The organism is Pantoea trifolii (genome assembly GCF_024506435.1).
Lineage (GTDB): Bacteria > Pseudomonadota > Gammaproteobacteria > Enterobacterales > Enterobacteriaceae > Pantoea > Pantoea trifolii.
The window spans coordinates 1533521-1557914 of sequence record NZ_JANIET010000001.1; the positions used below are offsets into that span (position 1 = coordinate 1533521).

The following is a 24394-nucleotide window of genomic DNA, read 5'->3' on the forward strand; positions in this document are numbered from 1 at the left end:
ATGATGTCATCTCACCGTATCCCTACGGTTTCGGTCATCATACCGAACTGGAATTGCGCGCCCTGGCTGCCAGAAGCGATGAGTTCTTTGTTGCGGCAGTCATCGCCGCCGGAACAGATCATTGTTATCGACGATGGCTCCAGCGACAGCAGCGTGGCCTGGCTAACGGCGTTTGCGGCCCAGCACCCGCAGGTGATGCTGCTGAGCGGCGAGCGCGGCGGCGTCAGCGCGGCGCGTATGAAAGGGCTCGCTGTAGCAACCGGCGATTTTGTTTACTTCATGGATGCGGATGATTTTGTCTCCACCGACTTGTTTGCCGACTTCCGTCGCGTGCAGGCGCGCCATGAGGATATTGACCTGTTCTGCTTTGGCGCAAAGATGTTCTTCGATCTGCCCGCCGCGCAGCGCCACTATCAAACCATTCACCAGCGTCATGTCAGTGGATTATTGCCCGGCGGCAGCACCAGCTTGCGTACGCTGATGCAGCATCAGTCGGCGCACCGCGTAGTGTGGAGCAGCATCATTTCGCGTCGCTTGATTGATCAACTGGCGCTGCAGTTTCTGCCGATCCAGAACCATGAAGATGCACCGTACATGTTCGCGCTCTATCTGCAGGCGCGTAATATTTATTGCACTAGCCAAAGCTACTACTACAAACGCTTTATGGTGACCTCGTTGTCGCAGAGCACGCGCGATTTTTCCTATGTGAAAAACTACTTCATTGCGCGCCAAAGCAGCGAACAATTCCTGCGTGAACAGCAACTGCCGGTGGATGCGGCCTTGCTGGATAGCTATTACCAAACGGTGATGCACAGCTGTCTGGCGCAGATCCGCAAAAATCATATGGTGATCCCGACAGACTGGCAGCCGCAGGTGAATCAGCTGGTGCGCAATGTGTTGCAGCACAGCGCGCGTCTGAAGCTGATGTGGTATTGCCCGACGATTTACAGTGGCCTGCAGGCGTGTCGTGAACAGCTTGGCCGCTATTCTGCACGACGCTGATAACGATCAAATTGTGATGCAGTAGAACAATTTACTTTTGCGCCAGAGCACCTTACCATTCTGGCGCACATTTTCCCGTGCACCCCGACTTCCCTGGTTTCCGTCATTGAGGAGAGTGCATGTTATATCCTATCGTCCGGCCGGCGCTGTTTAAGCTTGATCCTGAGCGTGCGCACGAACTCACCTTTCAACAACTGCGTTTTATCAGCGGCACCCCGCTGGAAGGACTGATTCGCCAGTCGCTGCCATCACGTCCGGTCACCTGCATGGGATTAACCTTCCCGAACGCGCTCGGCTTAGCCGCCGGCCTCGACAAAAATGCCGAGTGCATTGATGCCTTCGGCGCGATGGGCTTTGGTTTTGTCGAAGTGGGAACGGTAACGCCGCTGGCGCAACCGGGAAATGATAAACCGCGGATGTTCCGCTTAGTGCCTGCGGAAGGGATTATTAACCGCATGGGGTTTAATAATCACGGCGTTGATCATCTGATCGCCAACGTCAAAAAGTCGCGCTTTAAAGGCATTCTCGGCATCAATATTGGCAAAAATAAAGATACGCCGGTTGAGAATGGTAAAGACGATTATCTGATTTGCATGGAAAAGGTATATGCCCACGCCGGTTATATTGCCATCAATATTTCCTCACCGAACACGCCAGGATTACGCACGCTGCAATATGGTGAAGCGCTGGACGATCTTCTCTCCGCCATCAAATTAAAACAGCGAGAGCTGCAAGAACGGCACCTTAAATATGTGCCGGTGGCGGTAAAGATCGCGCCGGATCTTACCGAAGAAGAATTGATCCAGGTTGCCGACAGTTTGGTGCGCCACAATATTGATGGTGTGATTGCCACCAATACCACGCTCGATCGTTCGCTGGTGACCGGCCTTAAATATGCCGAAGAAGCGGGCGGATTAAGTGGTCGTCCGGTGCAGTCACGCAGCACCGAAGTGATTCGCCGCCTGGCGCAAGAGCTGCAGGGCCGCTTACCTATTATTGGCGTCGGTGGTATTGATTCGCTGGTTTCTGCGCGCGAGAAAATTGCCGCAGGTGCAACATTAGTGCAGATATACTCCGGATTTATTTATAAAGGCCCAGGCTTAATTAAAGATATCGTGACCCACCTCTAAGACATTTCCCACTTTACTGCGCCGAGGGGTTTATTTATCCCTTCGGCTCGTTTATATTTTGTCCTGCTGGTGCATTTTTCAGCTTTTTCTCAGATTTATTTTTTAATTAAGCGCCATTTAGCGCAGCGATAAACCACAGGGCAGATCATGAAAATCAAACCTGATGACAACTGGCGTTGGTATTTCGACGCAGAGCATGACCGCATGATGCTGGATTTAGCCGACGGCATGTTATTTCGCTCGCGCTTCTCGCGCAAAATGCTGACGCCTGATGCATTTAATGTCAGCGGTTTTTGCGTTGATGACGCCGCGCTCTATTTTACTTTTGAAGAACGTTGCCGTCAGAGTGGATTAAAAGGCGATCAGCGTGCCGAATTAGTATTAAACGCGCTGGTGGCCAGCCGATTTCTCAAACCCCTGATGCCTAAAAGCTGGCACTTCACCAATCACGCACACAGCTGGCAGCCGGCTGCAGGCGATATGGTGGCGGTGACGCTGGCCGATAGCGGCGAAAAGGCACAACTGTTTGTGGTTGAAAGCGGTGAAAATGCGGCGCTGTGCTTGTTGGCGCAAAACGCGTTAAGCGTGGCGGGTAAAGGTATGCAGCTGGGTGATGCGATCAAGATCATGAACGATCGTCTGCGTCCACAGCAGCAGGAACAAACCGCCCACTTCGCGCGGGCGGTGTGATCGGCTTACGCCAGTTCGATATCGCCTGCCGGAATACAGCTGCAGCTTAAGATCGTGCCATCTGCGCGCACCGCGCTTTTCTTCAGTGCTTTCACTTCACCCGCGACCAACGTCACTTTGCAGCTGCCACAAAGTCCGGCGCGGCACGAGTAGGGAATGCGGAAACCCTGCATCTCCAGTTGTTCCAGCAACACTTGCTGATTGTCGCCGCTAAAGCTCGCTCCCTGATAATCGATAGTTACTGCGCTGTGGCTGCTAGCGTCAGGTGCCAGCGTTTCGACCACGGCGCCCGCACCGTATGCGCGCGGCGTTTGCTTCTCTAAAATGGTCACCGCATCGCCAACGCGAATAATGCCGCTATTGAGCGCAATCAAATTCAGGCCGAAATCAATATCGCCGCTGCCATCCTGCGCGCTGCGGAAACCCTGCAAGGTGGTGAGCGGTTCGCCATTAGGATGTTTTTGACCCGTTTCGGTGCCGACGGTGGTAAACACGCAGCGGCTGCACGGCTTCGGCATCTCAAAGGTAATCTCGCCAATTTGCAGACGTTTCCAACTATCTTCTTCCCATGCGGCCGCGCCGCTTACGACCAGATTGGGTCGGAACTGCTCAACACGCACGCTGGCCGGACAGCGTTGTTGCAGATCCTGCAACGAGGCCATGTTCACCAGCAAGTAGGGAAAACCGTCAGCAAAGCTCAGCGGCACATGATCAAAACGCTTCACACGGCGCGTCGGTTCCGCGCCGGTCCAGCGCAGTTGCACCGGACGCGGGAAGAAGGTGCTCAACCAGCTATTAATCGTTTCCGGTGCAATACGCGCGGTGAAATGGTTGCCCCATACTTCGGTAGGTGACTGCTCAGCGGTAAAATCATTAAAGCGGATCAGCGCCTGCGATCCATCCGGTGCTTGTAAAAACAGGCCATCCGGCAGCAGCGCAGGCGTGAAACGCACCATTTCCGGAAACTGGCGCGCGGTGACAAACGTGCCGTCCAGTTCGGTCACCATAAAGATGCGATCAAAGCCCAGACCGCTTTCCAGCACCTGCGCATGCGACAGTTGCAGACCGCGCATAGATTTAACGGGATGGATGTAAAGGCGTGAAAGCGTAATCATCACCACTCCAGAAACAGGGTCATAAGTTTAAAAGAAGCTAACTTTATGACATAGCACGCTGATTCGCTATAATGCGCAGCAATTTAAGCAAGAGTAAAAAGTGACGATATGAATTCTCTGTTTGCCAGTACGGCGCGTGGGCTCGAAGAGCTGTTGAAAAGTGAGCTAGACGCGCTGGGTGCGCAGGATTTGCAGGTGGTGCAGGGCGGCGTCCACTTTCAGGCCGACGACCATGTAATGTACCAAAGCCTGCTGTGGAGCCGTTTGGCTTCGCGCATTTTGCTGCCGCTGGGAGAATTTGGCGTCTGGAGCGATCTCGATCTTTACGTGGGTGCGCAAAGTATTCCATGGACCGAGATGTTCGACAGCAACACCAGTTTTGCCATCCATTTTAGCGGCACCAATGAGGTGATCCGCAACAGCCAGTTCGGTGCGTTGCGTATTAAAGATGCCATCGTGGACAGCTTTACCCGCCAGAATCTGGAACGCCCGAACGTTGATCGTGAACAACCGGGCATCCGCATCAATGCGTGGCTGAACAAAGATCGCGTCAGCATCGCGCTGGATCTGAGCGGTGATTCACTGCATCAGCGCGGCTATCGCCAGCAAACCGGCGCGGCGCCGTTAAAAGAAACCTTAGCGGCGGCGATTGTGATGCGTTCGGGTTGGCAGAGCAGCACGCCGCTGGTCGATCCAATGTGTGGTTCCGGCACGCTGCTGTTGGAAGCGGCGCTGATCGCCTGCGATCGCGCGCCTGGCCTGTTGCGTACCCATTGGGGCTTCAATCGCTGGAAGAAACACAATCAGGCGGTCTGGCAGGAAGTTCATGCTGCCGCGAAAGAGCGCGCACGCGTGGGTACCGCTGCGGCGACCGCCCGTTTCTTTGGCTACGATAATGACAGCCGCGTGCTGGAATCGGCGCGCGCCAATGCTCGTCGTGCCGGCGTGTTCGAGCTGTTCACCTTCGCGCAGCAGGATGTGATCAAGCTGAAAAATCCGCTGGCGGGCAAAGAGATTACCGGCACGGTATTAAGCAACCCGCCGTACGGTGAACGTCTGGAAAGCGAACCGGCGCTGATTGCGCTGCACAGCCAGTTGGGCCGCATCATGAAGCAGAATTTCGGCGGCTGGAATCTGTCGCTGTTCAGCGCCTCGCCGGAGCTGCTGAGTTGCTTGCAACTGCGTGCCGATCGCCAGTTCAAAGCCAAAAACGGCCCGCTCGAGTGCGTGCAGAAAAACTATCAGCTGGCTGCGACCAGCGCAGAAGGCGGCGCGCAGATTGCGGAAGATTTTGCTAACCGCCTGCGTAAGAATCTGAAGAAACTGGATAAATGGGCGCGCCAGTCGAACATCGACTGTTATCGTCTGTATGACGCCGATCTGCCAGAGTACAACGTGGCGGTCGATCGTTACGCTGATTGGGTGGTGATCCAGGAGTATGCGCCACCGAAAACCGTGGACGCCAACAAAGCGCGTCAGCGTCTGTTCGATGTAATTAGTGCAACGCTGAGCGTGTTGGAGATCCCGGCGAATCGTCTGGTGATGAAAACCCGCGAGCGCCAGAAAGGCAAAAGCCAGTATCAAAAGCTGGGCGAGAAGGGCGATTTCTTCGAAGTGCAGGAATTTGATGCGCGACTGCTGGTGAATCTCACCGATTATCTGGATACTGGTTTGTTCCTCGATCACCGTATCGCACGCCAGATGCTGGGCAAAATGAGCGCAGGCAAAGATTTCCTCAATCTGTTTGCCTATACCGGCACCGCCAGCGTGCACGCCGGTTTGGGTGGCGCGAAAACCACCACCACCGTAGATATGTCGCGTACCTATCTGGAGTGGGCCGAGCGCAACCTGCGTCTTAACGGTTTAACCGGTCGTCAGCACCGCCTGATGCACGCGGATTGCCTGAGCTGGTTACGCGAGAGTGACGAACAGTTCGATTTGATTTTTATCGATCCGCCGACGTTCTCTAACTCTAAGCGCATGGAAGACGATTTCGACGTGCAGCGCGATCACATGATGCTGATGCAGAACCTGAAACGTCTGCTGCGTCGCGGTGGCACCATTATGTTCTCCAACAATAAGCGCGGCTTCAAAATGGATCTCGACGGCTTAGAACGTCTGGGTCTGCAGGCGCAGGAAATTACCCAAAAAACGCTGTCGCAGGATTTCGCGCGCAACCGTCAAATTCACAACTGCTGGCTGGTTAGCCACGCCGGTAAGGAATAAGTTTTATGTCACTGATCAGTATCCATGGCGCTTACCTCTCGTTCAGCGATGCGCCGCTGTTGGATAACACCGAACTGCATATCGAAGAGGGCGAACGCGTCTGTCTGGTTGGCCGTAACGGCGCCGGTAAATCGACGCTGATGAAAATCATCAACGGCGAACAGCCGCTGGATGATGGCCGCATCATTTATGAGCAGGATTTGGTGGTGGCGCGTCTGCAACAGGATCCGCCACGCAACATTACCGGCTCGGTTTACGACTTCGTTGCCGAAGGCGTGGCCGAGCAGGCTGAGCATCTCAAGGCTTATCACGCGATTTCCCATCTGGTGATGGAAGATCCGAGCGAGAAGAACCTCAACGAGATGGGCCGTCTGCAAACCATTCTTGACCATCAAAATCTGTGGCAGCTGGATAGCCGTATTAACGACGTGCTGCTGCAGATTGGTTTGGATGCGGATACCGAGTTGTCCTCGCTTTCCGGCGGCTGGCTGCGTAAAGCGGCATTGGGCCGCGCGCTGGTGAGCAACCCGCGCGTGCTGATGCTCGACGAACCGACGAACCACCTCGATATCGAAACCATCGACTGGCTGGAAACGTTCCTCAAGACCTTTAGCGGCAGCATCGTGTTCATCTCGCATGACCGTTCATTTATCCGCAACATGGCAACGCGTATTGTCGATCTCGATCGCGGCAAGCTGGTTTCCTGGCCGGGCAACTACGATCTGTTCCTGACCGGTAAAGAAGAAGCGCTGCGCGTCGAAGAGATGCAAAACGCCGAATTCGACCGCAAGCTGGCGCAGGAAGAAGTGTGGATCCGTCAGGGCATCAAAGCGCGCCGCACGCGTAACGAAGGCCGCGTACGTGCTTTGAAAGCGCTGCGTAACGAGCGCTCTGCACGCCGTGAAGTGATGGGCAAAGCCAATATGCAGGTCGGCGAAGCGGCACGTTCCGGTAAAATCGTGTTTGAGATGGAAGATGTCAATTACAGCGTGGGTGGTAAAACCCTGGTGAAAGACTTCTCTACTCAGGTGCAGCGCGGCGACAAAATCGCCCTGATTGGCCCGAACGGTTGCGGTAAAACCACCTTGCTGCGTTTGATGCTGGATCAGCTGAAAGCCGACAGCGGCCGCGTGCACTGTGGTACTAAACTGGAAATCGCTTACTTCGATCAGCACCGCGCTGAGCTGGATCCGGATCGTACCGTGATGGATAACCTCGCTGAAGGTAAGCAGGAAGTGATGGTTAACGGCAAACCGCGCCATGTGCTCGGTTACCTGCAGGACTTCCTGTTCCATCCGAAACGCGCCATGACGCCAGTGCGCGCCTTGTCTGGCGGTGAACGTAACCGCCTGCTGCTGGCACGTCTGTTCCTCAAGCCAAGCAACCTGCTGATTCTCGATGAACCGACTAACGACCTCGACGTCGAAACGCTGGAACTGCTGGAAGAGCTGGTGGATGGTTACCAGGGCACGGTGATGCTGGTGAGCCACGATCGTCAATTCGTCGACAACACCGTGACTGAATGCTGGATCTTCGAAGGCAACGGCGAAATCGGTACCTTTGTGGGTGGCTATCACGATGCGCAGCAGCAGCGCGCCGCGTATAAGCAAGGCAAAGCCACTCAGGCCAAACCGGCTGCACCGACGAAAACAGCAGAGAAAAGTGACGTCGCCAAACGTCCAGCCAACAAGCTAAGCTATAACCTGGCACGTGAGCTGGAACAGCTGCCGCAAAAACTCGAACAGCTGGAAACCCGCATCGGTGAGTTGCAGGCTAAAATGAGTCATCCGGACTTCTTCAGCCAGCCACACGATAAAACCCAGCCCGTTCTGGATGCGTTAGCGCAAACCGAGCAGGAACTGGAAGTGGCGTTTGAACGTTGGGAAGAGCTGGAAGCGCTGAAAAACGGCGCGTAATCGGAAGGAGTCAGCATGTGTGCAGCGGATCAAGCGCATCAGTGGAGTCTTTGTCCACAGTGTGATTTAACAGTAAAGCTGCCCGCTGTACCGGTCGGCAGCCGTGCGCGTTGCCCGCGTTGTCACACCACGCTGCAAGCCAACTGGCAGGAGCCGCGTCGACGTCCGACCGGCTACGCCCTTTCGGCGCTGTTTATGCTGGTGCTGGCCAATCTGTTTCCTTTCATCAATATGCACGTCGCGGGATTGAGCAGCCAGATATCGCTGCTCGAAATTCCGCAGGTGATGGATCGTGAAGATTACCGCAGCCTGGCAACGCTGTTTCTGCTGTTTGTGCAGGGCATTCCCGCCTTCTGCATGATCACCATTATCCTGCTGGTCAATAACGTTCGCATGCCGCATAACCTGCGGCTTGGATTGGCGCGCGTGCTGTTTCAGCTGCGTAGCTGGGGCATGGCGGAAATCTTTATGGCCGGCGTGCTGGTCAGTTTCGTCAAGCTGATGGCGTATGGCGAGATTGGCCTCGGCAGCAGTTTCTGGCCGTGGTGCCTGTTCTGCGTGCTGCATTTGCGGGCGTTTCAATGTGTTGATCGCCGCTGGGTGTGGCAACGTATCGATCCGTTACCGCCGCTGCCGAAAGTGCCACTGGCCGGTGTTAGTGGCTTAAAGCAGGGTTTGCGTAGCTGTCCGTGTTGCACCGCTATTCTGCCCGCCGACCAATTGGCGTGTCCGCGTTGTGGTGTGAAGGCGCATGCGCGCCGCAAGCACAGTCTGCAATGGACGCTGGCGCTGCTGATCACCTCGGTGATGCTCTACATTCCCTCCAATATCATGCCGATCATGGTGACCGAAACGCTCGGTTCGCAATATCCCTCGAACATTATGGCCGGGGTGATTTTGCTGTGGAGCGACGGTTCGTGGCCGGTAGCGCTGGTGATCTTCATCGCCAGTATCATGGTGCCTTCGCTGAAAATGCTGGCGATTGCCTGGCTGTGCTGGCACGGCAGCGGACGCGGCGGACGCGATGATGAAAAGATGCACGTGGTTTATGAGGTGGTTGAGTTCGTTGGCCGCTGGTCAATGATTGATGTGTTTGTCATCGCCGTTCTCTCCGCTCTGGTGCGCATGGGACGACTGATGAGTGTGTATCCTGCGCCGGGTGCGCTGCTGTTTGCCATGGTGGTGATTCTCACGATGTTTGCCGCCATGACCTTTGATCCGCGCCTACTGTGGGATCGACAACGAGAAACTGAACGTAAGGAGCCGCGTCTTGACGGACAACCATCACGGGACTGCTAAGGTCGACCAGATTAAACGCTGGTCACCGGTCTGGATTGTACCCATCGTCACGCTGTTAATCGGCGGATGGATTCTTTTTTATCACTTCAGCCATCAGGGTCCGGAAGTGACGCTGATTACCGAGAACGCGGAAGGCATCGAAGCCGGTAAAACCGCCATTAAGAGCCGCAGCGTTAACGTTGGCGTGGTGGAAAGCGCGGTTCTGACCGATGATTTGCACCACGTTGAGATTAAAGCGCGTCTCAACTCTGGTATGGAAAAGCTGCTGCAAGGCGACAGCGCATTTTGGGTAGTTAAACCGCAAATTGGCCGCGAAGGTATTTCCGGTTTAGGCACCTTGTTATCGGGTGCTTATATCGAACTGCAGCCGGGCGCGAAGGGTGATAAGCCAGAGAGATACCAATTGCTGGATGCACCGCCGTTAGCACCGCCGGATGCCAAAGGGATTCGTGTCACGCTTGACAGTAAAAAAGCGGGACAGTTGAATCCGGGTGATCCGGTGCTGTTCCGGGGTTATCGTGTCGGCTCGGTGGAAACCAGCACCTTTGATACCGATAAACGTATGATGGCTTATCAGCTGTTTATCTCGGCGCCCTACGATCGCCTCATTACCACCAATGTGCGCTTCTGGAAAGACAGCGGCATTGCGGTGGATATGTCGGCATCCGGCATGCGCGTAGAGATGGGATCGCTCACCACACTGTTCAGCGGCGGCGTCAGTTTTGACGTGCCGGACGGCGCTGAGCTGGGCCGTGCTGCGGAGAACAAAGCGGAATACCATCTGTACGACGATCAGCGCAGCATCCAGGATTCGCTTTACAGTGCTCACACCGATTTCCTGCTGTTCTTCACCGATTCGATTCGTGGCTTGCAGGTTGGCGCACCGGTTGAGTTCCGTGGCATTCGTCTGGGTACAGTGTCACAAGTGCCTTACATGATTCCGGGTGTGAATCAGGCGCTGAATACTGACTATCGCGTGCCGGTGCTGATTCGCATTGAGCCGGATCGTTTTGTTAATCGTCTGGGCGGAGATTTCAATCTTGAGCAGCATCTGCAGGAAGGCAAAAAACGCGGTCTGCGTGCGACGCTGAAAACCGGCAACCTGCTGTCTGGCGCGCTATTTATCGACCTCGATTTCTACGACAATGCACCGGCATATAAAGGCCCGAACGAAGTGGCGGGACTGGAAGTGATTCCAACCGTCAGCGGTGGCCTGGCGCAGATTCAGCAGAAATTGATGGCGGCGCTGGATAAGATTAACGGCTTGCCACTTAATCCTTTGCTGAATGAAGCCACCGGTACCTTGAAAGAGAGCCAGCGCACGCTGCAACAGCTGCAGAAGACGCTGGATAATCTCAATCAGATCACCGCAAACCCAGCGATGAAAACGCTGCCTTCAGACATGCAGCAAACCCTGCGTGAACTGAATCGCAGCATGAAAGGGCTGCAGCCAGGTTCACCGGCTTACAGCAAGCTGGTGGGCGATATGCAGCGGCTTGATCAGGTGCTGCGTGAGCTGCAGCCGGTGCTGAAAACGCTGAATAGCAAAAGTAACGCGCTGGTGTTTGAAGCCAAGCCGGGCCAGGATCCACAGCCAAAGAGGGCGAAACAGTGAAAAAAGGGCTAATGATCGGGGCGCTGTTGCTGCTAACAGGCTGCAGCAGCACCATTGAAAATACCTATTATCAGCTACCGACAGGCAATAATGTGGCGCGCGTTGAAAGTGCCGCTGGCACTGGACAGCCGATGATTTGGGTCGAGCAGGTGACGGTACCGGATTATATGGCGGGCAATGGCCTGGTGTATCAGACCAGCGATGTGAAGTACGTGATTGCGGCCAATAACTTGTGGGCCAGTCCGCTCGATCAACAGCTGCAGCAAACGCTGATCAGTAATCTCAGCAAAGCGCTGCCTGGCCGTTTGGTTGCTGGTGCTCCGCTGGGCGATAGCCACGACACGCTCTCCGTCAATGTCACCGGTTTCCAGGGACGTTACGATGGGCAAGTGGTGGTGAGTGGCGAATGGTTACTGCAGCATCAAGGGCGCCTAATCAAACATGGCTTTAATCTGACGCTGCCGCAAACTGAAGATGGCTATGATGCGTTGGTGCGTACTCTGGCTCTCGGCTGGCAGCAAACGGCGCAACAAATCGCAAATAGTGTCGTTTCGCTAAATTAAGATTTGTTCGATGCTTATGCTAAGTCCTTGATTTGCTGTAGTGTGATCGCAGTCAAATCAGGGGCTTTTTTTATTGCCTAATCAGCCAGATAGACATTCCACTGACAATTCTACATGGCACTTTAACGTCAAAAACATGACATTGGCGTGAATTTTGCGCATTGACCTTTCTTCTGCATCGGGTTAGAACATTACTGTGGTTGAACATTATATCGCCACTCTTTCTTTCCACCCAGATTCCACCAGACCTGAAAAATGAGGGAAACGAGGCATGAAGAGACAGAAGAGAGACCGCCTGGAACGAGCACATTCACGAGGCTACCAAGCCGGGATTACAGGGCGTTCAAAAGAGATATGCCCTTATCAATTGATCGATGCACGGTCTCACTGGTTGGGAGGTTGGCGTCAAGCCATGGAGGACAGGTCAGCGGTGGCCTAGCACTGCTGGATGTCTATCATTATGGAAGAAACCTCCGCTGCGTGCGGAGGTTTTCGTTTGGAAGGATTAGAAAGCGGAAGTGTCTTTGAACAGACCCACTTTCAAATCCGTAGCAGAGTAAATCAGGTTCCCGTCAACAAAGACTTCACCATCTGCTACGCCCATCACCAGTTTACGGTTGATCACACGCTTGAAGTGGATTTTGTAGGTCACTTTCTTCGCGGTAGGCAGGACTTGTCCAGTGAACTTCACTTCACCTACGCCTAATGCGCGGCCTTTACCTTCTGCGCCCAGCCAGCCGAGGTAGAAGCCAACCAGCTGCCACATCGCATCAAGGCCGAGGCAACCCGGCATCACCGGATCGCCAATGAAGTGGCAGTCAAAGAACCACAGGTCGGGGCGGATATCCAGTTCGGCTTCTACGAAACCTTTATCGAATTTACCGCCGTCTTCAGTCATTTTGACCACGCGGTCCATCATCAACATGTTGTTGGATGGAAGCGGCGGTCCATTTTCGCCAAACAGTTCGCCGCGACCCGAGGCAACCAGGTCTTCTTTACTATAGGATTCGCGTTTATCTACCATGTTCTCAATATGCCTTCTTTTAGTGAAGCCCGAATATTAGCGAACAGTTGTACGCTGAGCAATCTTATCAACTGTGGTTGAACCAGTTGAGCCAACGTAATGGCCATGGACGCAGGCGAGCTTCCTGCTGGTTCAACTGGGTAATGCGTTCCTGAATGGTGCTAAGCAGTGATTCGCCGCTTTCACTCTGCCAAACAATGCCGGTCAGCAGCGGCAGCGCTTCATCTACGCTCTCAATGGCCCAAAGATGGAATTGTCCGGCTTTAACCGCTTCCACTACGTCCTGATTCAAACTGAGATGGCGCGCGTTACTGGCAGGGAAAATCACACCCTGCTTGCCGGTCAGTTCACGTGAGTTACAGATGTGGAAAAAGCCTTCAATTTTTTCATTCAGGCCACCGACGGGCTGCACGTTACCAAACTGATCCACTGAACCAGTTACCGCAATCTGCTGATTAACCGGTTGATTAGCCAGCGCGCTGATTAACGCACACAGCTCGGCCAGCGAGGCGCTGTCGCCATCCACTTCAGAATAGGATTGTTCAAACACCAGCGAAGCCGAGAAGGGTAACTGTTGCTCCAGCTCCAGTTCGGCAATCAGATAGGCTTGCATGATCATCATGCCTTTTGCATGAATGTTGCCACCTAACTCAGCTTTGCGCTCTACATCGGTGAATTCGCCATCGCCGGGATGTACCACACAGGTAATGCGTGAAGGTTCGCCCCACGGACGCGGATGACCCGGGAACTCAACCACCGAAAGGCCATTGATTTGGCCGACCACTTCGCCTTCAGTCTCAATCATGATCTGATTAAGCAGGATTTCATCGCGCATGCGATCGGCGAGGAAGCCTTCACGCCACTGGCGTGCTTCCAGTGCTTCTTTCAACGCTTCGGCATTGATGCTGTCGCCATGCAGCGCCGTTTCCTGTAGTTGACGACGAAGCCAGCGTGGGCAAAGCGGTAAGGTGTCTTGATCACCGGTCATGCGTGCCGCTTCGGTGATCAACAATGGCCAGAAATCCGCTTCAGGCTGGGCTAACCCAGCTTGTTCAGCTTGTGTTAGCGTCCACTGGCACCATGAAGTCATGTCGTCTTCGTCGAGAATCTGTAAGCTCTCTTCAAATTCGCTGTACAGCGCCATCTCATGAACTTCGACGTCCATTTCCTGGAAGGCGGCCAGTGCATCACGGTCGCCACACAGTACCAGACGCAGTTGCAGCGGTAGCGAGGGAATGGCGACGGGCAGCGGTTGACGCTCATCCTGTGAATACCAATCGAAGCGACCTTGCTCAATGCACTTACGCAGACGCAGCCACAACAGCGGCTGTGCCAGCAAAGTATTGACCGCAAGTATTAACGTGCCGCCATTGGCGCGATGCAGTAGGCCCGGTTCAGGCTGCACACGGTCTTTATATTGACGTACGCAACCGAACAGTTGCTCAGCTTCAATCCAGTCGGCGAAATGCACGCCGCCCTGGCTGGTGAACGGGCGATTGATATCGGTTGGCGCGAGCAGGCTAACGTTATCGCCCATCACATGATAGTCACCACCGTAGAGAGCAATCTCATCCGGCTGGAAACGTTGCGCTGCATCGGCGATGCAGGCCAGGTAATCGCTGTTTTCCTGACTGCGCAACAGCAGCAGTGGGAAACCCAGGGTTTGATGATGCAAATGCGCCAGCGCATTCAGCAGACGCGGCTGAACCGCGGCAAGACTATCGCAATCTTCCAGTGAGACGTTCGAGAAAATGGATTGGTAGCGGTCGCTATCCGGCTGCAGGGCTTGCCACGTAATTTGAGTGCTGGTCAAAATATTCGCATTAGTCTGATTTAGGAAAAGCGCGATTATACAGGAATCAACCCGGTTAATCACGGCGGAGTTCCGGCCCGGATTGTGACGGCTGCAACATGTTTTTCCTTGCTGCATCCAGGAAAAAAGCTGTTATTCTTAGTTTGTTACGTGATCACGATGAGATTCCGATGAAATACCAGCAACTCGAAAATCTTGAAAGTGGATGGAAGTGGAAATACCTGGTGAAAAAGCATCGGGAGGGTGAACTGATCACCCGTCATCTTGAGCTTAGCGCGGCGCAAGCTGCGGTTGATACGCTGCTATCGATGGAAAACAGCCCGGTTGAGGTTAACGAGTGGATCGCCCAGCACATTCATCCTGATTTGGAGAATCGTCTCAAGCAGACGATACGTGCGCGCCGTAAGCGTCACTTTAATGCCGAGCATCAACATACGCGTAAGAAATCGATCGATCTGGAATATCTGGTGTGGCAGCGACTGGCGGGATTGGCGCAGCGTCGCAGTAATACGCTGTCAGAAACTATCGTCCAGTTGATTGAAGATGCTGAACGCAAAGAGAAGTATGCCAGCCAGATGTCTACGCTGAAACAAGATCTTCGGGCGATCCTTAGGAATGGTGGTTCGGAAAAAGAGTAGAGTTCTTTTCGTTCTCATTACATTCAGCCATAAAAAAACCCCGCCTAAGCGGGGTTTTTTACTGCGTGATAACTTAAGCCTGTGGCTGAGTTACAACGTCTTTGATACCTTTCACGTCGATTTCAACGCGACGGTCTGGCGCCAGGCAGTCGATCAGGGCATTGCGGCCTTTCACGCTGTCACAGGTGTTGCCAGTAACTGGGTTAGATTTGCCCATACCGCGTGCAGAGATCTTGTTAGAAGGGATACCTTTAGATACCAGGTAATCAACTACAGACTGAGCGCGTTTCTCAGACAGTTTCTGGTTGTACTGCTCTGAACCGATGCGATCGGTGAAGCCCAGTACTACAACAGAACCGTCTTTCGGATCCATTGAGCTCAGCTGGCTGTACAGCTGGTCCAGAGCCTGCTGACCTTCTGGCTTCAGAGTTGCCTTGTTGAAGGTGAACAGAACGTCAGACTTCAGAGTGAAACGCTTGGTTTCAACAACTGGCGCTGGAGCTGGAGCCGGAGCGACAACTGGCGCTGCATCATCTTCCTGACCGAAACGGTAAGAAACGCCGACGCTCAGCATGCTGTTGTCTGGACGTGTACCAACGGTACCTGCGTCACCGATGTTGTTAACCCACTGATAGTCCAGGCGAGTCGCCCAGTTTTTGGTCAGCGCATATTCAACACCAACAGCAGCCAGCGGAGAAACGCCGGTGTCGTGGTCGCTGTGACGAACGCCATCGGTGTTCTGAGTAGAGTCTGCGCGCCATACCATACCACCCAGACGGGTGTAGACATCGAAGTCTTCGGTGATTGGGTAGCTTAGTTTAGCAGCCAGCTGAACGCCTTGTGCTTTGAACGCGCCATTGGTCACGTTGCCTTTGTTAGGCATACGGCCCAACCAGTCGTAGCCCAGCTCGAAGCCCAGGTACGGGTTAGCTTGGTAACCAGCGAATGCACCAGCACCCAGCTGTGATTCGTGAGTTGGACCGTCGTTGTTCGCGTAACCGTTACCGTAGTAACCAGTATCGTGATACTGAGACCAGCCCAGTTTAGCACCGGTATACCAGGTGTTATCTTTAGGTGCGGCCTGCGCTACGGTAGCGAAGCCAGCCAGTGCCACTGCAATTGCGATAGCTGTCTTTTTCATTTTTGCGCCTCGTTATCATCCAAATAGGCAATGAGCAAAAAGGTTGCTCTTTGTGTTAATCCTTCGCCGGGTCTAAACGCTCGCTTTTGACTCTACCGAAAAAACGGAGGTTATTGAGCACCCTGGCGAGCTAAAGTCTACAACGAGATTGGAAACTTACAAGTATGATGTGACGCCGGGCAGCAAAAAAACAGCGATTTATACACACATTTTAACAAATCACCTGGCTAAATCTTCGGTATTAGAAAACAAAAAAGCGTCTAAGCCATTGTCATAGCTGGCGGGAAAAGAATCAGTAGCTTAGATGCAACTTATGCAAAAAAAATGCTGAGAAAATTCCTGGAATTTACTTAATGAAACAATTCAGACGGAATTTTTGCGGAGTTAGGTTGTCTGGAAGGGGCGTATTGACCTCCCTGCGGACGCAAAATCAGACCGAGTGCTTCACCTTCTGCCGCGGCTTTTTCCAATTCTAGACGCTCTTCATCGCTCAATTCGTACGGAATCCAGGCTAGAACCACGCTGTAATTGCCTGTACGTAATGCCTTCACCATACTTTCCACGGTGTTAAAACGCTCAGATTCGGTGATATGCATACTCTTTTCTAACGGCAATCCTGACTGCTGCATCCAGCTACGATTCAACTTATGCGCTGGAGTGAGCCACAGCTGCCAGCGCGATTGCTCGCTCAGCTGTTTCAGTACCGGCAGCAGTATAAGTTGCATCATTCCAGGTTGTTCGCTGGAGCGCAGTTCAGTGATTCCACCCAGCGAAGGTTGCGCTAAGCTGGATGAAGCGAAACGATGTGAACGGTCAGCAGAGCCAGAGAAATGAGTACGCATAATTTAATCACTCAGTAATGAACTGTATGGATGTACAGTAATGGCTTCCTGGATAAAGATCAACCTCAATTTCTGAAAACGCCTCGCAATTTCTGCACAAGATACCTCCCGTCTGCTTTTATTCATTGAACAGCTAAATCGTTTTTTTTATCTTCTAACCAGATGAATCTGCGAGCTTTTATAGGAAATTTCCCGCGCATGGAATCCATTGAAGGGGGCGTTATGAAGAGATATAACCCGGTAGTTGAACAATCGAAAGCGCAGTTGGCGGCATTAGGTAAAATTGAATCGCGCACGCAATTTGGTGGTTATGCACTGACTGTTGAGAAGGTGATTTTTGCGTATATCAATGAGGATGCACTCTATCTTCGAGCTAGCGAGGCGCTTCACGTCTATAACGCACAGCGTTCACTGGAACCGCTAGTGTACCGTAAGCGTGGCGTGCCGGTGACACTGAGCTACTTCAAAGTGGATACGCAATTGTGGCAAAACCCTGAACAGTTATTGCAGCTGTCAGCATGTTCTCTGCGTGCCGCACAGGACGAAGCAGCGACCAGACTTGTCTCGCTGCGTTTGAAAGATCTGCCGAATTTAAGCCTGCGATTGGAGCTGATGCTGCATAAGGTAGGGATCAGTTCGGTGCAATTGCTGTGTGAAACAGGCTCGCGACAAAGCTGGCTGAAACTACGCGCGGTGAATAAGCACATTGGGTTAAAAACGCTGTTGGCGCTGGAAGGTGCAATATCAGGACATCATGAAGCGGCGTTACCCAGCGCCATCAGGCAAGAGCTTTACACCTGGTATCTAAAAATGCTCCGCCAGCACGCGGCGGAGCATCAATCGCTTTAGTCATTGATGAGAGTACGGCGTAGACGGGCAATTTCAGGCAGCAGCGCGACTAACAAGCCCAATTGCTGAATCACTAATGGTGCGCGTGTATCCGGGCTGTTTTTCATCTCGTTCATGCGCTGCATTAGCGCCTGCTGCATCTCAGTGGCTTGAGTATCCGTAACCCGGTCGATCTGCAGCACATCTTCAATGAAGCAGACTGCGTCATCCAGTAAGTTCAGTAAAGTAGCATCCGCGAGATGTGCGCGGTGCGCTCCCAGTGCGGAGATATAGCTGAGGAAGGAGTGGTTCAGACATAGCAGTCGAAACGCATTTTCACGTAGCGGCTGTTGTAGCTTGAGTTCACCACTGATGTTTGACACCACTGACGCCAGCTCGGCATCGGCATTATGCGCATCGCGGCGTGCCACGCGATAAGCGAGACGATTGTCTTTGCCTTGGTGATATTGCTCCATAATCGCATCCAGATAGCGACAGTTCGCATCCAGTGTGCGATCGGCGACGGCGGTGATTTTGCGAAAACGCCAGTCTGGCCAGACAAAGGCCACGGCCAGCCACGCCAGTCCGCAGCCCAGTAAGGTATCCACCACGCGCGGCAGCGCCACTTCAAATCCTTCGCCGAGCAAGTTGAAGCACAGCAGAACCAGCAAAGTGATAAACAAAGTGGCTTGCGCATACTGAATCTGGCGGAAGGCGAAGAACAGCACGCCGCTCAGTACAATCAGCACCAACTGACCTTCAATTGAGGGCACCAGCCACAATACCGGCAGGCCGATGGCAACGCCGGCTAAGGTGCCGCCAATACGCAATGCGAGGCGTCGTCGGGTGGCGTTGTAGTTGGGCTGGCAGACAAACAGGCTGGTCAGCAAGATCCAGTAACCGCGATCGACGCCGGTGATTTGAATAAAGGCGTAGCCAACACACAGCACTAGCGACATACGCACTGCATGGCGGAACAGGGCCGATTGTGGGCTGAGATGGCGACTCAGGCGTAAGCGGATATCCGCCCAGCCGCTGAGCCCTTCGCGTGACAGATGGTGATCGCTCTGCGGAGACGGTTCGGCCAGCATCTGCTCTGACTCAATCGATGCCAGTTGCGCATCAATGGCGCGCAGATTACGCAGCAGCCAAAACAGTGCATGAATGTGTGGATCCTGCAGCTCGTTCTGCTGAAGGCGTTGCAGCGCGGTTTCCAGCCGTTCAAAGGTGCGTTCAAAATGGCTGTCGTGATGCCACGGCTGACGCAGCAAAATGGTCTCCGCCAGTTGCCGACACGCGCGCGCTTGCATGTTCATCAGACGCTGGAAACGGAATAGCACTTCGTTGTAACGCCAGTTATCACGCAGCAAATGGTATTGCAGATGCGAGGAGCTGGCGCGTTCATGGATATCCTGCGCGACAAAATAGTAGTGCAGGCTGCGACGCGTGCTGCGTGAACCGCGGTCGCCACGCAAACGACTTTGAATGGTGCTTTTAGTGAGATTGAGCTGGGCCACCAACTGGCTGTTGACCATCGCCGTGGCAACCAGCGTAGCGTCATCCTGATCGCCGCCATCAGGATCAAACAGGTTTGCTTTGGCTTCAAGATAGCGCGCCAGCTGGGAAAAACTGCCTGCCAGTTGTTCCTGCACCGGGCGCACCGGAAACATCAAATGACCAACAAAGGTCAGCAAGTTGTACCAAAGGGCACCGATCAACAGCAGCGCTGGCTGCATCCACCACTGCGGGAACAAGCCGATGCCCAGCATGGTATAAACCGCAATCAGCAGCGCACCAAAGGCGATGGTGGCATAACGCTGTCCCAGCGCACCGAGCAAAATAAAGCCCCAGCTGGAAAGCGCCAGACCCAGAGCAAACGCCCACGGATGGGGGAACAACAGTTCCACCGACACCGAAGCAATACAGAAACACACCAACGTGATCAACAGATTGCGCACACGCCCAATCCAGCGATCGTCGAGATCCGCCAGCGCCGCAGCGACGACACCCAGCGTCAGCGGAATGGTCCACTCTATTTGGTGCAGCCACCACGGCACCGCCGCGCATCCGGTCAAGGCAAAGAAGATGCGCAGCAAATAGCGCAGGCTGCTGTTAAACAGATAACGTCGCCAGCCTGGCAAGGCGTCATGAATCATTGAACGGCCTCAGTAACGGCGACGCGCATTAGCTTCACGCGCGGCCTGGGCTTCTTCAACGGAGACCACGCGACGGCCGACCGGCCACAGCGCAATCGCGGCGATTTTGAAGTTGGCGATGCCAACAGGAATGCCGATGATGGTCAGACACTGCACGATACCGGCCGAGATATGCGCCAGACATAACCACCAGCCAAACAGTATCAGCCAGAAGATGTTGAGGAAGGTGCCGCCGGTATTCATCACATGGCTTTTGCTGTCGGGGCGCAGCACATCGACATGCACCGCTTCGTTGCCAAAAGGCAGCAGAGACAGCTTGGTGATTTCCCAGCAGGAACGCGTCAACGGCAGCGTGAAAATCAGTACGATGCTCACCAACGTGGCGAACAGCCAGCTGAGAGTGGTGAAGAAGCCGCCGAGAATGAAATTAAGAATATTAAGTACGGTACGCATAAACGTGATTTTCCTTTTGCAATCCGCAATATGTGGCGCCAAGTTTAGCTCTTTTTAAGGCTGGAGCGCCAAGAGTCTGACAGGTAAACTGCGCGATATCGAATTCCACATGACGGTGCGGACATGGAACTGAAAGCAACATCAATGGGTAAACGTCTGGCACAGCATCCCTATAATCGGGTGCGCTTGCTGGCCGCCGGCGTGGAAGTCAGTGGCGATCGCCATGAATATCTGATTCCGTTTAACCAGTTGCTCAACATTGCCTGCAAGCGCGGCATGGTGTGGGGCGAACTGGAGTTTCTGCTGCCAGACGAGAAAGTGGTGCGCCTGCATGGCACCGAATGGCAGGAAACGCAGCGCTTTTTCCACTATTTGCAGCACGCCTGGCAGCAGTGGAGCGAGGAGATGAGCGAGGTGAGCGCCGAGGTGCTCGCCGCGCTGGAGCAGGAAATTCTCGCCTTTACGCAGCAGGATCGCTGGTTGAAACGCAGTGAGCTGAGCGCGGTGAAAGAGAGCATTACGCGCCAGTTTTCTGCCTTGCCGTTGCCTCTCGCGCGTATTGCCGAGTTTGACAACTGCCGTGAACGCTGGGAATTTTGCCAGCAATGGCTGGATCAGGGTGAAACGGCCATCCGCCAACGCAATCGCGAATGGACCAGTAAGATCCTCAGCGATTATCACGAATTCTTCTCCACGGTTGAAACCACGCCGCTCAATCCATCGCAATGTGAAGCCGTAGTGAATGGCGAAGATGCGCTGCTGGTGCTGGCGGGGGCAGGCAGCGGCAAAACCTCGGTGCTGGTGGCGCGCGCAGGTTGGTTGCTGAAACGCAAACTGGCGCAACCGGATCAAATTCTGCTGCTGGCGTTTGGTCGTCAGGCGGCAGAAGAGATGAATGATCGCATTCAAACACGTCTTGGCGAGAGCGCGATTCAGGCGCGTACCTTCCATGCGCTGGCGCTGCATATCATCCGTGAAGGCAGTAACAAACAACCGGTGATCAGCAAACTGGAGAGCGACAGCAAGGCGCGGCGACAGTTGCTGATTGAGACCTGGCGCGAGCAGTGCAACAGCAAGAAAGCGCAGGCCAGCGGCTGGCGTCAGTGGTTGCAGGATGAGCTGGAGTGGGAGATTCCCGAAGGTCCCTTTTGGCAAGATGACAAACTGGCGCAGCGCATCGCATCGCGCATGGAGCGCTGGCTGGGCTTGATGCGCATGCACGGCGGCGCGCAGGCGGCCATGATCGCGGATGTGGCAGAAGCGCAGCGCGATAATTTCAGCAAGCGTGTCAAACTGATGGCGCCACTGTTGAAGGCATGGAAAAGCGCGCTGAAAGAGGAGGGCGCGGTTGATTTCTCCGGGCTGATTCATCAGGCGATTGCCATTCTGGAGAAAGGGCGCTTTATCAGCCCGTGGAAGCATATTCTGGTCGATGAGTTTCAGGACATCTCACCGCAGCGAGCCGCACTGCTAACGGCGCTGCGTCAGCAAAACAAGCGAACCAGCCTTTACGCGGTGGGCGATGACTGGCAGGCAATCTATCGCTTTAGCGGTGCCGAAATGAGCCTGACCACCGCGTTCCATCACTATTTCGGTGATGGCGATCGCTGCGTGCTGGATACCACCTATCGCTTTAACGAGCGCATCGGTGAGATTGCCAATCGCTTCGTGCAGCAAAACCCGCATCAGCTGCGCAAGCCGCTAAACAGCTTGAGCAAGGGCAATAAAAAATCGGTGACTTTGCTGCCGCAGGAGCAACTGGAAGCGCTGTTCGATAAACTGAGCGGCTATGCCAAACCCCATGAGCGCGTGCTGTTGCTGGCGCGTTATCACCATTTGCGCCCGTCAATCCTTGATAAAGCCAAAACGCGCTGGCCAAAGTTACAGCTGGATTTTATGACCATTCATGCCAGCAAAGGCCAACAGGCGGATTTCGTCATTGTGTTGGGGCTGCATCAGGGACGCGACGGTTTTCCGGCAGAAGCGCGAGAATCCATCATGGAACAGGGTTTGCTGCCGCAGCCGGAAGATTTCCCGGATGCGGAGGAGCGGCGGCTGGCGTATGTGGCGATGACGCGCGCGCGCCAGCAGGTGTGGCTAATGTTCGATAAAGATCGGCCTTCGGCATTTGTCGAACACCTGCGCGATTTGGGTGTGCCACAAAGCCGTAAGGCCTGATGATTAGGGTTTCAGACGTTCGGCGAGATAACGCTGATAATCTGGAATCTGAATCTCAATCTGCTGGGCAAATTTCGGTGACTGAATAATAAAATCTGCGGTGGTGCGATTATTGGCCACCGGGATATTCCATACCGTGGCGAGGCGCAGCAGCGCTTTGACATCCGGATCGTGCGGCACCGCATTCAGCGGGTCCCAGAAGAAAATCAGCACATCAATTTTGCCTTCCGAAATCAACGCGCCCACTTGCTGATCGCCGCCCATCGGGCCGCTCAGCATGGCGTTAACGTCTAATCCCGTATGACGATTAATCAGATTGCCGGTGGTGCCGGTAGCGTAAAGCACATGCTGCTGCAGCGTGCTTTGGTTGATTTGCACCCACTCAAGCAGCGAGGCTTTGCAGTGATCGTGTGCAACGAGGGCGATATGTTTCTGAACCTGAAGGGTACGAACGGTCTGCTCCATAGGGCTTCCTGTTTCTTCTCATGCATTATGTGTTAATGCAGGAGTTTACCCCTGGCGTTTCATCACTATCAACTTGTGCGTAAGGTTTTCATCCAGCTAATAAAACGCAGACGTGTGGCAGCATCAAAACGCTTAAACCAGACTTGCAAAGAGGGAAGATCGCTAACGTCCTGCCAGGCGTAATCCATATCCAATTGCGCCTCGCTTACGCTCAGCGAATGCAAGGCAAAACGTGGAACCGAAGCGGCGTGGGCATCACGATTATAATTCACCATCGCCTTTTCGAAATCGTTATCACTTTCCTTCGGCAAATGGTCGCGCAGGCTGGTGATCTCCATGCCACGTTCATCAATCAGCTGGAAGTTGAGCGTTTTGTCAAAGGTGGTGCGTTCGCGACGATTATTGAGCGCGGGCAAACGAATCGCCACCGAATGGGCGTTAGCGTTAAAAGTGACGATCATCGGTACGGATTGAAAGTGCGCGGCGTCAGCGCCCGGTTTTTCCACACGAAACAGAAACTGATGCTGCCCACGCTCCAGCTCAAGGCTGCCAGCACCTTTCAGCAGTGAGCCTGAGATTTTACGCCCGTCCAGCACCAGCAGTTCGATCTCGGGATCGAGCTTGAGAGTGATGGCCTGGCATGAGGCTGATACGAGCAACAGCAATAAACCCGTAGCAGTTAAAGACAGCTTCATTTCAACTCCCGGCAGAAGGGGGTAAATCGATTATGTGTAGCAAAGTATTACATTATGGCAGTAAATTTACATTTTTACATATTTATTCGTGCTGCTGTGCAAAGTTCTCATGCTCGGCAGTTGCAGCCTAATGCGCAATGCCAACTACACTTAAGCGAATGAACCAGGAGAAAAAAGATGAATGATCAAACGATTCGCGATGTGCTGATTAAAACCAAACGTATCGCATTAGTAGGCGCCAGCGATCGCCCCGACCGCCCAAGCTATGGCGTGATGAAATACTTGCTCGATCAGGGATACGACGTGATTCCAGTGAGCCCTAAACTGGCGGGTCAACAACTTCTTGGTCAAACCGCTTATGCCACGCTGGCGGATGTTCCTGGAAAAGTGGATATGGTGGATGTGTTTCGCAATGCCGAAGCGGCGTGGGGGGTAGCGCAGGAAGCGATTGCCATCGGTGCAGACACGTTGTGGTTACAGCTGGGCGTGATTAATGAGCAAGCGGCGGTGCTGGCGCAGGACGCGGGTATGACCGTCGTGATGGATCGCTGTCCAAAGATTGAAATTCCGCGACTGGGTATCACGCGCTAAAACAAAAACGGCGA

Annotated in this window: 22 protein-coding genes; 13 read left to right on the forward strand and 9 right to left on the reverse strand. The window is 53.9% G+C overall.

Annotated elements, in window-relative coordinates:
- The 3 genes from NQH49_RS07025 (at nucleotide 1) to NQH49_RS07035 (ending at nucleotide 2822) form a co-directional block, all read left to right on the forward strand.
- A complete protein-coding gene (locus NQH49_RS07025) occupies nucleotides 1-1002 on the forward strand; it encodes a glycosyltransferase (RefSeq protein ID WP_256696112.1) in 1002 nt (333 codons plus the stop codon).
- 119 nt (nucleotides 1003-1121) lie between these two features.
- Nucleotides 1122-2132 carry a quinone-dependent dihydroorotate dehydrogenase gene (pyrD, locus tag NQH49_RS07030; protein ID WP_256696113.1) on the forward strand — a complete coding sequence of 337 codons (1011 nt, stop codon included), beginning with the start codon at nucleotides 1122-1124 and terminating at the stop codon, nucleotides 2130-2132.
- 147 nt (nucleotides 2133-2279) lie between these two features.
- Complete coding sequence (locus tag NQH49_RS07035) at nucleotides 2280-2822, forward strand: cell division protein ZapC (RefSeq protein ID WP_256696114.1); 543 nt, start codon at nucleotides 2280-2282, stop codon at nucleotides 2820-2822.
- Between the two features lie 5 nt (nucleotides 2823-2827).
- Here the strand turns inward: NQH49_RS07035 and NQH49_RS07040 are convergent, their stop codons facing one another.
- Complete coding sequence (locus NQH49_RS07040; protein ID WP_256696115.1) at nucleotides 2828-3937, reverse strand: YcbX family protein; 1110 nt, start codon at nucleotides 3935-3937, stop codon at nucleotides 2828-2830.
- Between the two features lie 108 nt (nucleotides 3938-4045).
- Between NQH49_RS07040 and rlmKL the strand changes: the two genes are divergently transcribed.
- The 6 genes from rlmKL to rmf all read left to right on the forward strand — a co-directional run bounded on the left by rlmKL (nucleotide 4046) and on the right by rmf (nucleotide 11995).
- Complete coding sequence (rlmKL, locus tag NQH49_RS07045; RefSeq protein WP_061717099.1) at nucleotides 4046-6163, forward strand: bifunctional 23S rRNA (guanine(2069)-N(7))-methyltransferase RlmK/23S rRNA (guanine(2445)-N(2))-methyltransferase RlmL; 2118 nt, start codon at nucleotides 4046-4048, stop codon at nucleotides 6161-6163.
- A gap of 5 nt (nucleotides 6164-6168) precedes the next feature.
- Nucleotides 6169-8079, forward strand: coding sequence for an ABC transporter ATP-binding protein (locus NQH49_RS07050; protein WP_256696116.1), 1911 nt, complete (start codon nucleotides 6169-6171; stop codon nucleotides 8077-8079).
- 15 nt (nucleotides 8080-8094) lie between these two features.
- A complete protein-coding gene (gene pqiA, locus NQH49_RS07055) occupies nucleotides 8095-9378 on the forward strand; it encodes a membrane integrity-associated transporter subunit PqiA (protein ID WP_256696117.1) in 1284 nt (427 codons plus the stop codon).
- On the forward strand, nucleotides 9350-10993 hold the full coding sequence (pqiB, locus tag NQH49_RS07060) for an intermembrane transport protein PqiB (protein WP_256696118.1): 1644 nt from the start codon (nucleotides 9350-9352) through the stop codon (nucleotides 10991-10993). The genes pqiA and pqiB overlap by 29 nt, the downstream gene beginning before the upstream one ends.
- Complete coding sequence (gene pqiC / locus NQH49_RS07065; RefSeq protein WP_256696119.1) at nucleotides 10990-11556, forward strand: membrane integrity-associated transporter subunit PqiC; 567 nt, start codon at nucleotides 10990-10992, stop codon at nucleotides 11554-11556. Before pqiB ends, pqiC begins: the two co-directional genes overlap by 4 nt.
- A gap of 271 nt (nucleotides 11557-11827) precedes the next feature.
- Nucleotides 11828-11995 (forward strand): ribosome modulation factor, encoded by a 168-nt coding sequence (gene rmf, locus NQH49_RS07070; protein WP_071531634.1) that lies wholly within the window; start codon nucleotides 11828-11830, stop codon nucleotides 11993-11995.
- A gap of 66 nt (nucleotides 11996-12061) precedes the next feature.
- Here rmf and fabA read toward each other — a convergent pair whose 3' ends face one another.
- On the reverse strand, nucleotides 12062-12580 hold the full coding sequence (gene fabA, locus NQH49_RS07075; protein WP_007887361.1) for a bifunctional 3-hydroxydecanoyl-ACP dehydratase/trans-2-decenoyl-ACP isomerase: 519 nt from the start codon (nucleotides 12578-12580) through the stop codon (nucleotides 12062-12064).
- Nucleotides 12581-12647: 67 nt separating this feature from the next.
- Nucleotides 12648-14510: an AAA family ATPase gene (locus tag NQH49_RS07080; protein WP_256696120.1), complete on the reverse strand. Its 1863-nt coding sequence runs from the start codon at nucleotides 14508-14510 to the stop codon at nucleotides 12648-12650.
- Nucleotides 14511-14563: 53 nt separating this feature from the next.
- Here NQH49_RS07080 and matP point away from each other — a divergent pair, with 53 nt between their 5' ends.
- The gene (gene matP / locus NQH49_RS07085) at nucleotides 14564-15031 is read left to right on the forward strand and encodes a macrodomain Ter protein MatP (RefSeq protein ID WP_256696121.1); all 468 of its coding nucleotides are present in this window, start codon (nucleotides 14564-14566) and stop codon (nucleotides 15029-15031) included.
- A 73-nt stretch (nucleotides 15032-15104) separates the two neighbouring features.
- On the opposite strand, the gene ompA is transcribed toward matP, so the two are convergent.
- Nucleotides 15105-16172, reverse strand: coding sequence for a porin OmpA (ompA, locus tag NQH49_RS07090; RefSeq protein ID WP_256696122.1), 1068 nt, complete (start codon nucleotides 16170-16172; stop codon nucleotides 15105-15107).
- Between the two features lie 350 nt (nucleotides 16173-16522).
- The gene (gene sulA, locus NQH49_RS07095) at nucleotides 16523-17014 is read right to left on the reverse strand and encodes an SOS-induced cell division inhibitor SulA (protein WP_256696123.1); all 492 of its coding nucleotides are present in this window, start codon (nucleotides 17012-17014) and stop codon (nucleotides 16523-16525) included.
- Nucleotides 17015-17236: 222 nt separating this feature from the next.
- On the opposite strand from sulA, the gene NQH49_RS07100 reads away from it, so the two are divergent.
- Complete coding sequence (locus NQH49_RS07100) at nucleotides 17237-17863, forward strand: TfoX/Sxy family DNA transformation protein (protein WP_256698391.1); 627 nt, start codon at nucleotides 17237-17239, stop codon at nucleotides 17861-17863.
- On the opposite strand, the gene yccS is transcribed toward NQH49_RS07100, so the two are convergent.
- Together yccS and NQH49_RS07110 are read right to left on the reverse strand one after the other, a co-directional pair.
- Nucleotides 17860-19998: a YccS family putative transporter gene (gene yccS, locus NQH49_RS07105; protein WP_256696124.1), complete on the reverse strand. Its 2139-nt coding sequence runs from the start codon at nucleotides 19996-19998 to the stop codon at nucleotides 17860-17862. The genes NQH49_RS07100 and yccS overlap by 4 nt on opposite strands.
- A 9-nt stretch (nucleotides 19999-20007) precedes the next feature.
- Nucleotides 20008-20451, reverse strand: coding sequence for a YccF domain-containing protein (locus NQH49_RS07110; RefSeq protein ID WP_008101434.1), 444 nt, complete (start codon nucleotides 20449-20451; stop codon nucleotides 20008-20010).
- A 123-nt stretch (nucleotides 20452-20574) separates the two neighbouring features.
- Between NQH49_RS07110 and helD the strand changes: the two genes are divergently transcribed.
- On the forward strand, nucleotides 20575-22629 hold the full coding sequence (helD, locus tag NQH49_RS07115) for a DNA helicase IV (RefSeq protein ID WP_256696125.1): 2055 nt from the start codon (nucleotides 20575-20577) through the stop codon (nucleotides 22627-22629).
- 3 nt (nucleotides 22630-22632) lie between these two features.
- Here helD and NQH49_RS07120 read toward each other — a convergent pair whose 3' ends face one another.
- Entirely contained in the window at nucleotides 22633-23094 is a 462-nt protein-coding gene (locus tag NQH49_RS07120) for a methylglyoxal synthase (RefSeq protein WP_061717079.1), read from the reverse strand.
- Nucleotides 23095-23162: 68 nt separating this feature from the next.
- The gene (locus NQH49_RS07125; RefSeq protein WP_256696126.1) at nucleotides 23163-23789 is read right to left on the reverse strand and encodes a YccT family protein; all 627 of its coding nucleotides are present in this window, start codon (nucleotides 23787-23789) and stop codon (nucleotides 23163-23165) included.
- 177 nt (nucleotides 23790-23966) lie between these two features.
- Between NQH49_RS07125 and NQH49_RS07130 the strand changes: the two genes are divergently transcribed.
- Nucleotides 23967-24380, forward strand: coding sequence for a CoA-binding protein (locus NQH49_RS07130; protein WP_256696127.1), 414 nt, complete (start codon nucleotides 23967-23969; stop codon nucleotides 24378-24380).
- Nucleotides 24381-24394 lie beyond the last annotated feature (14 nt).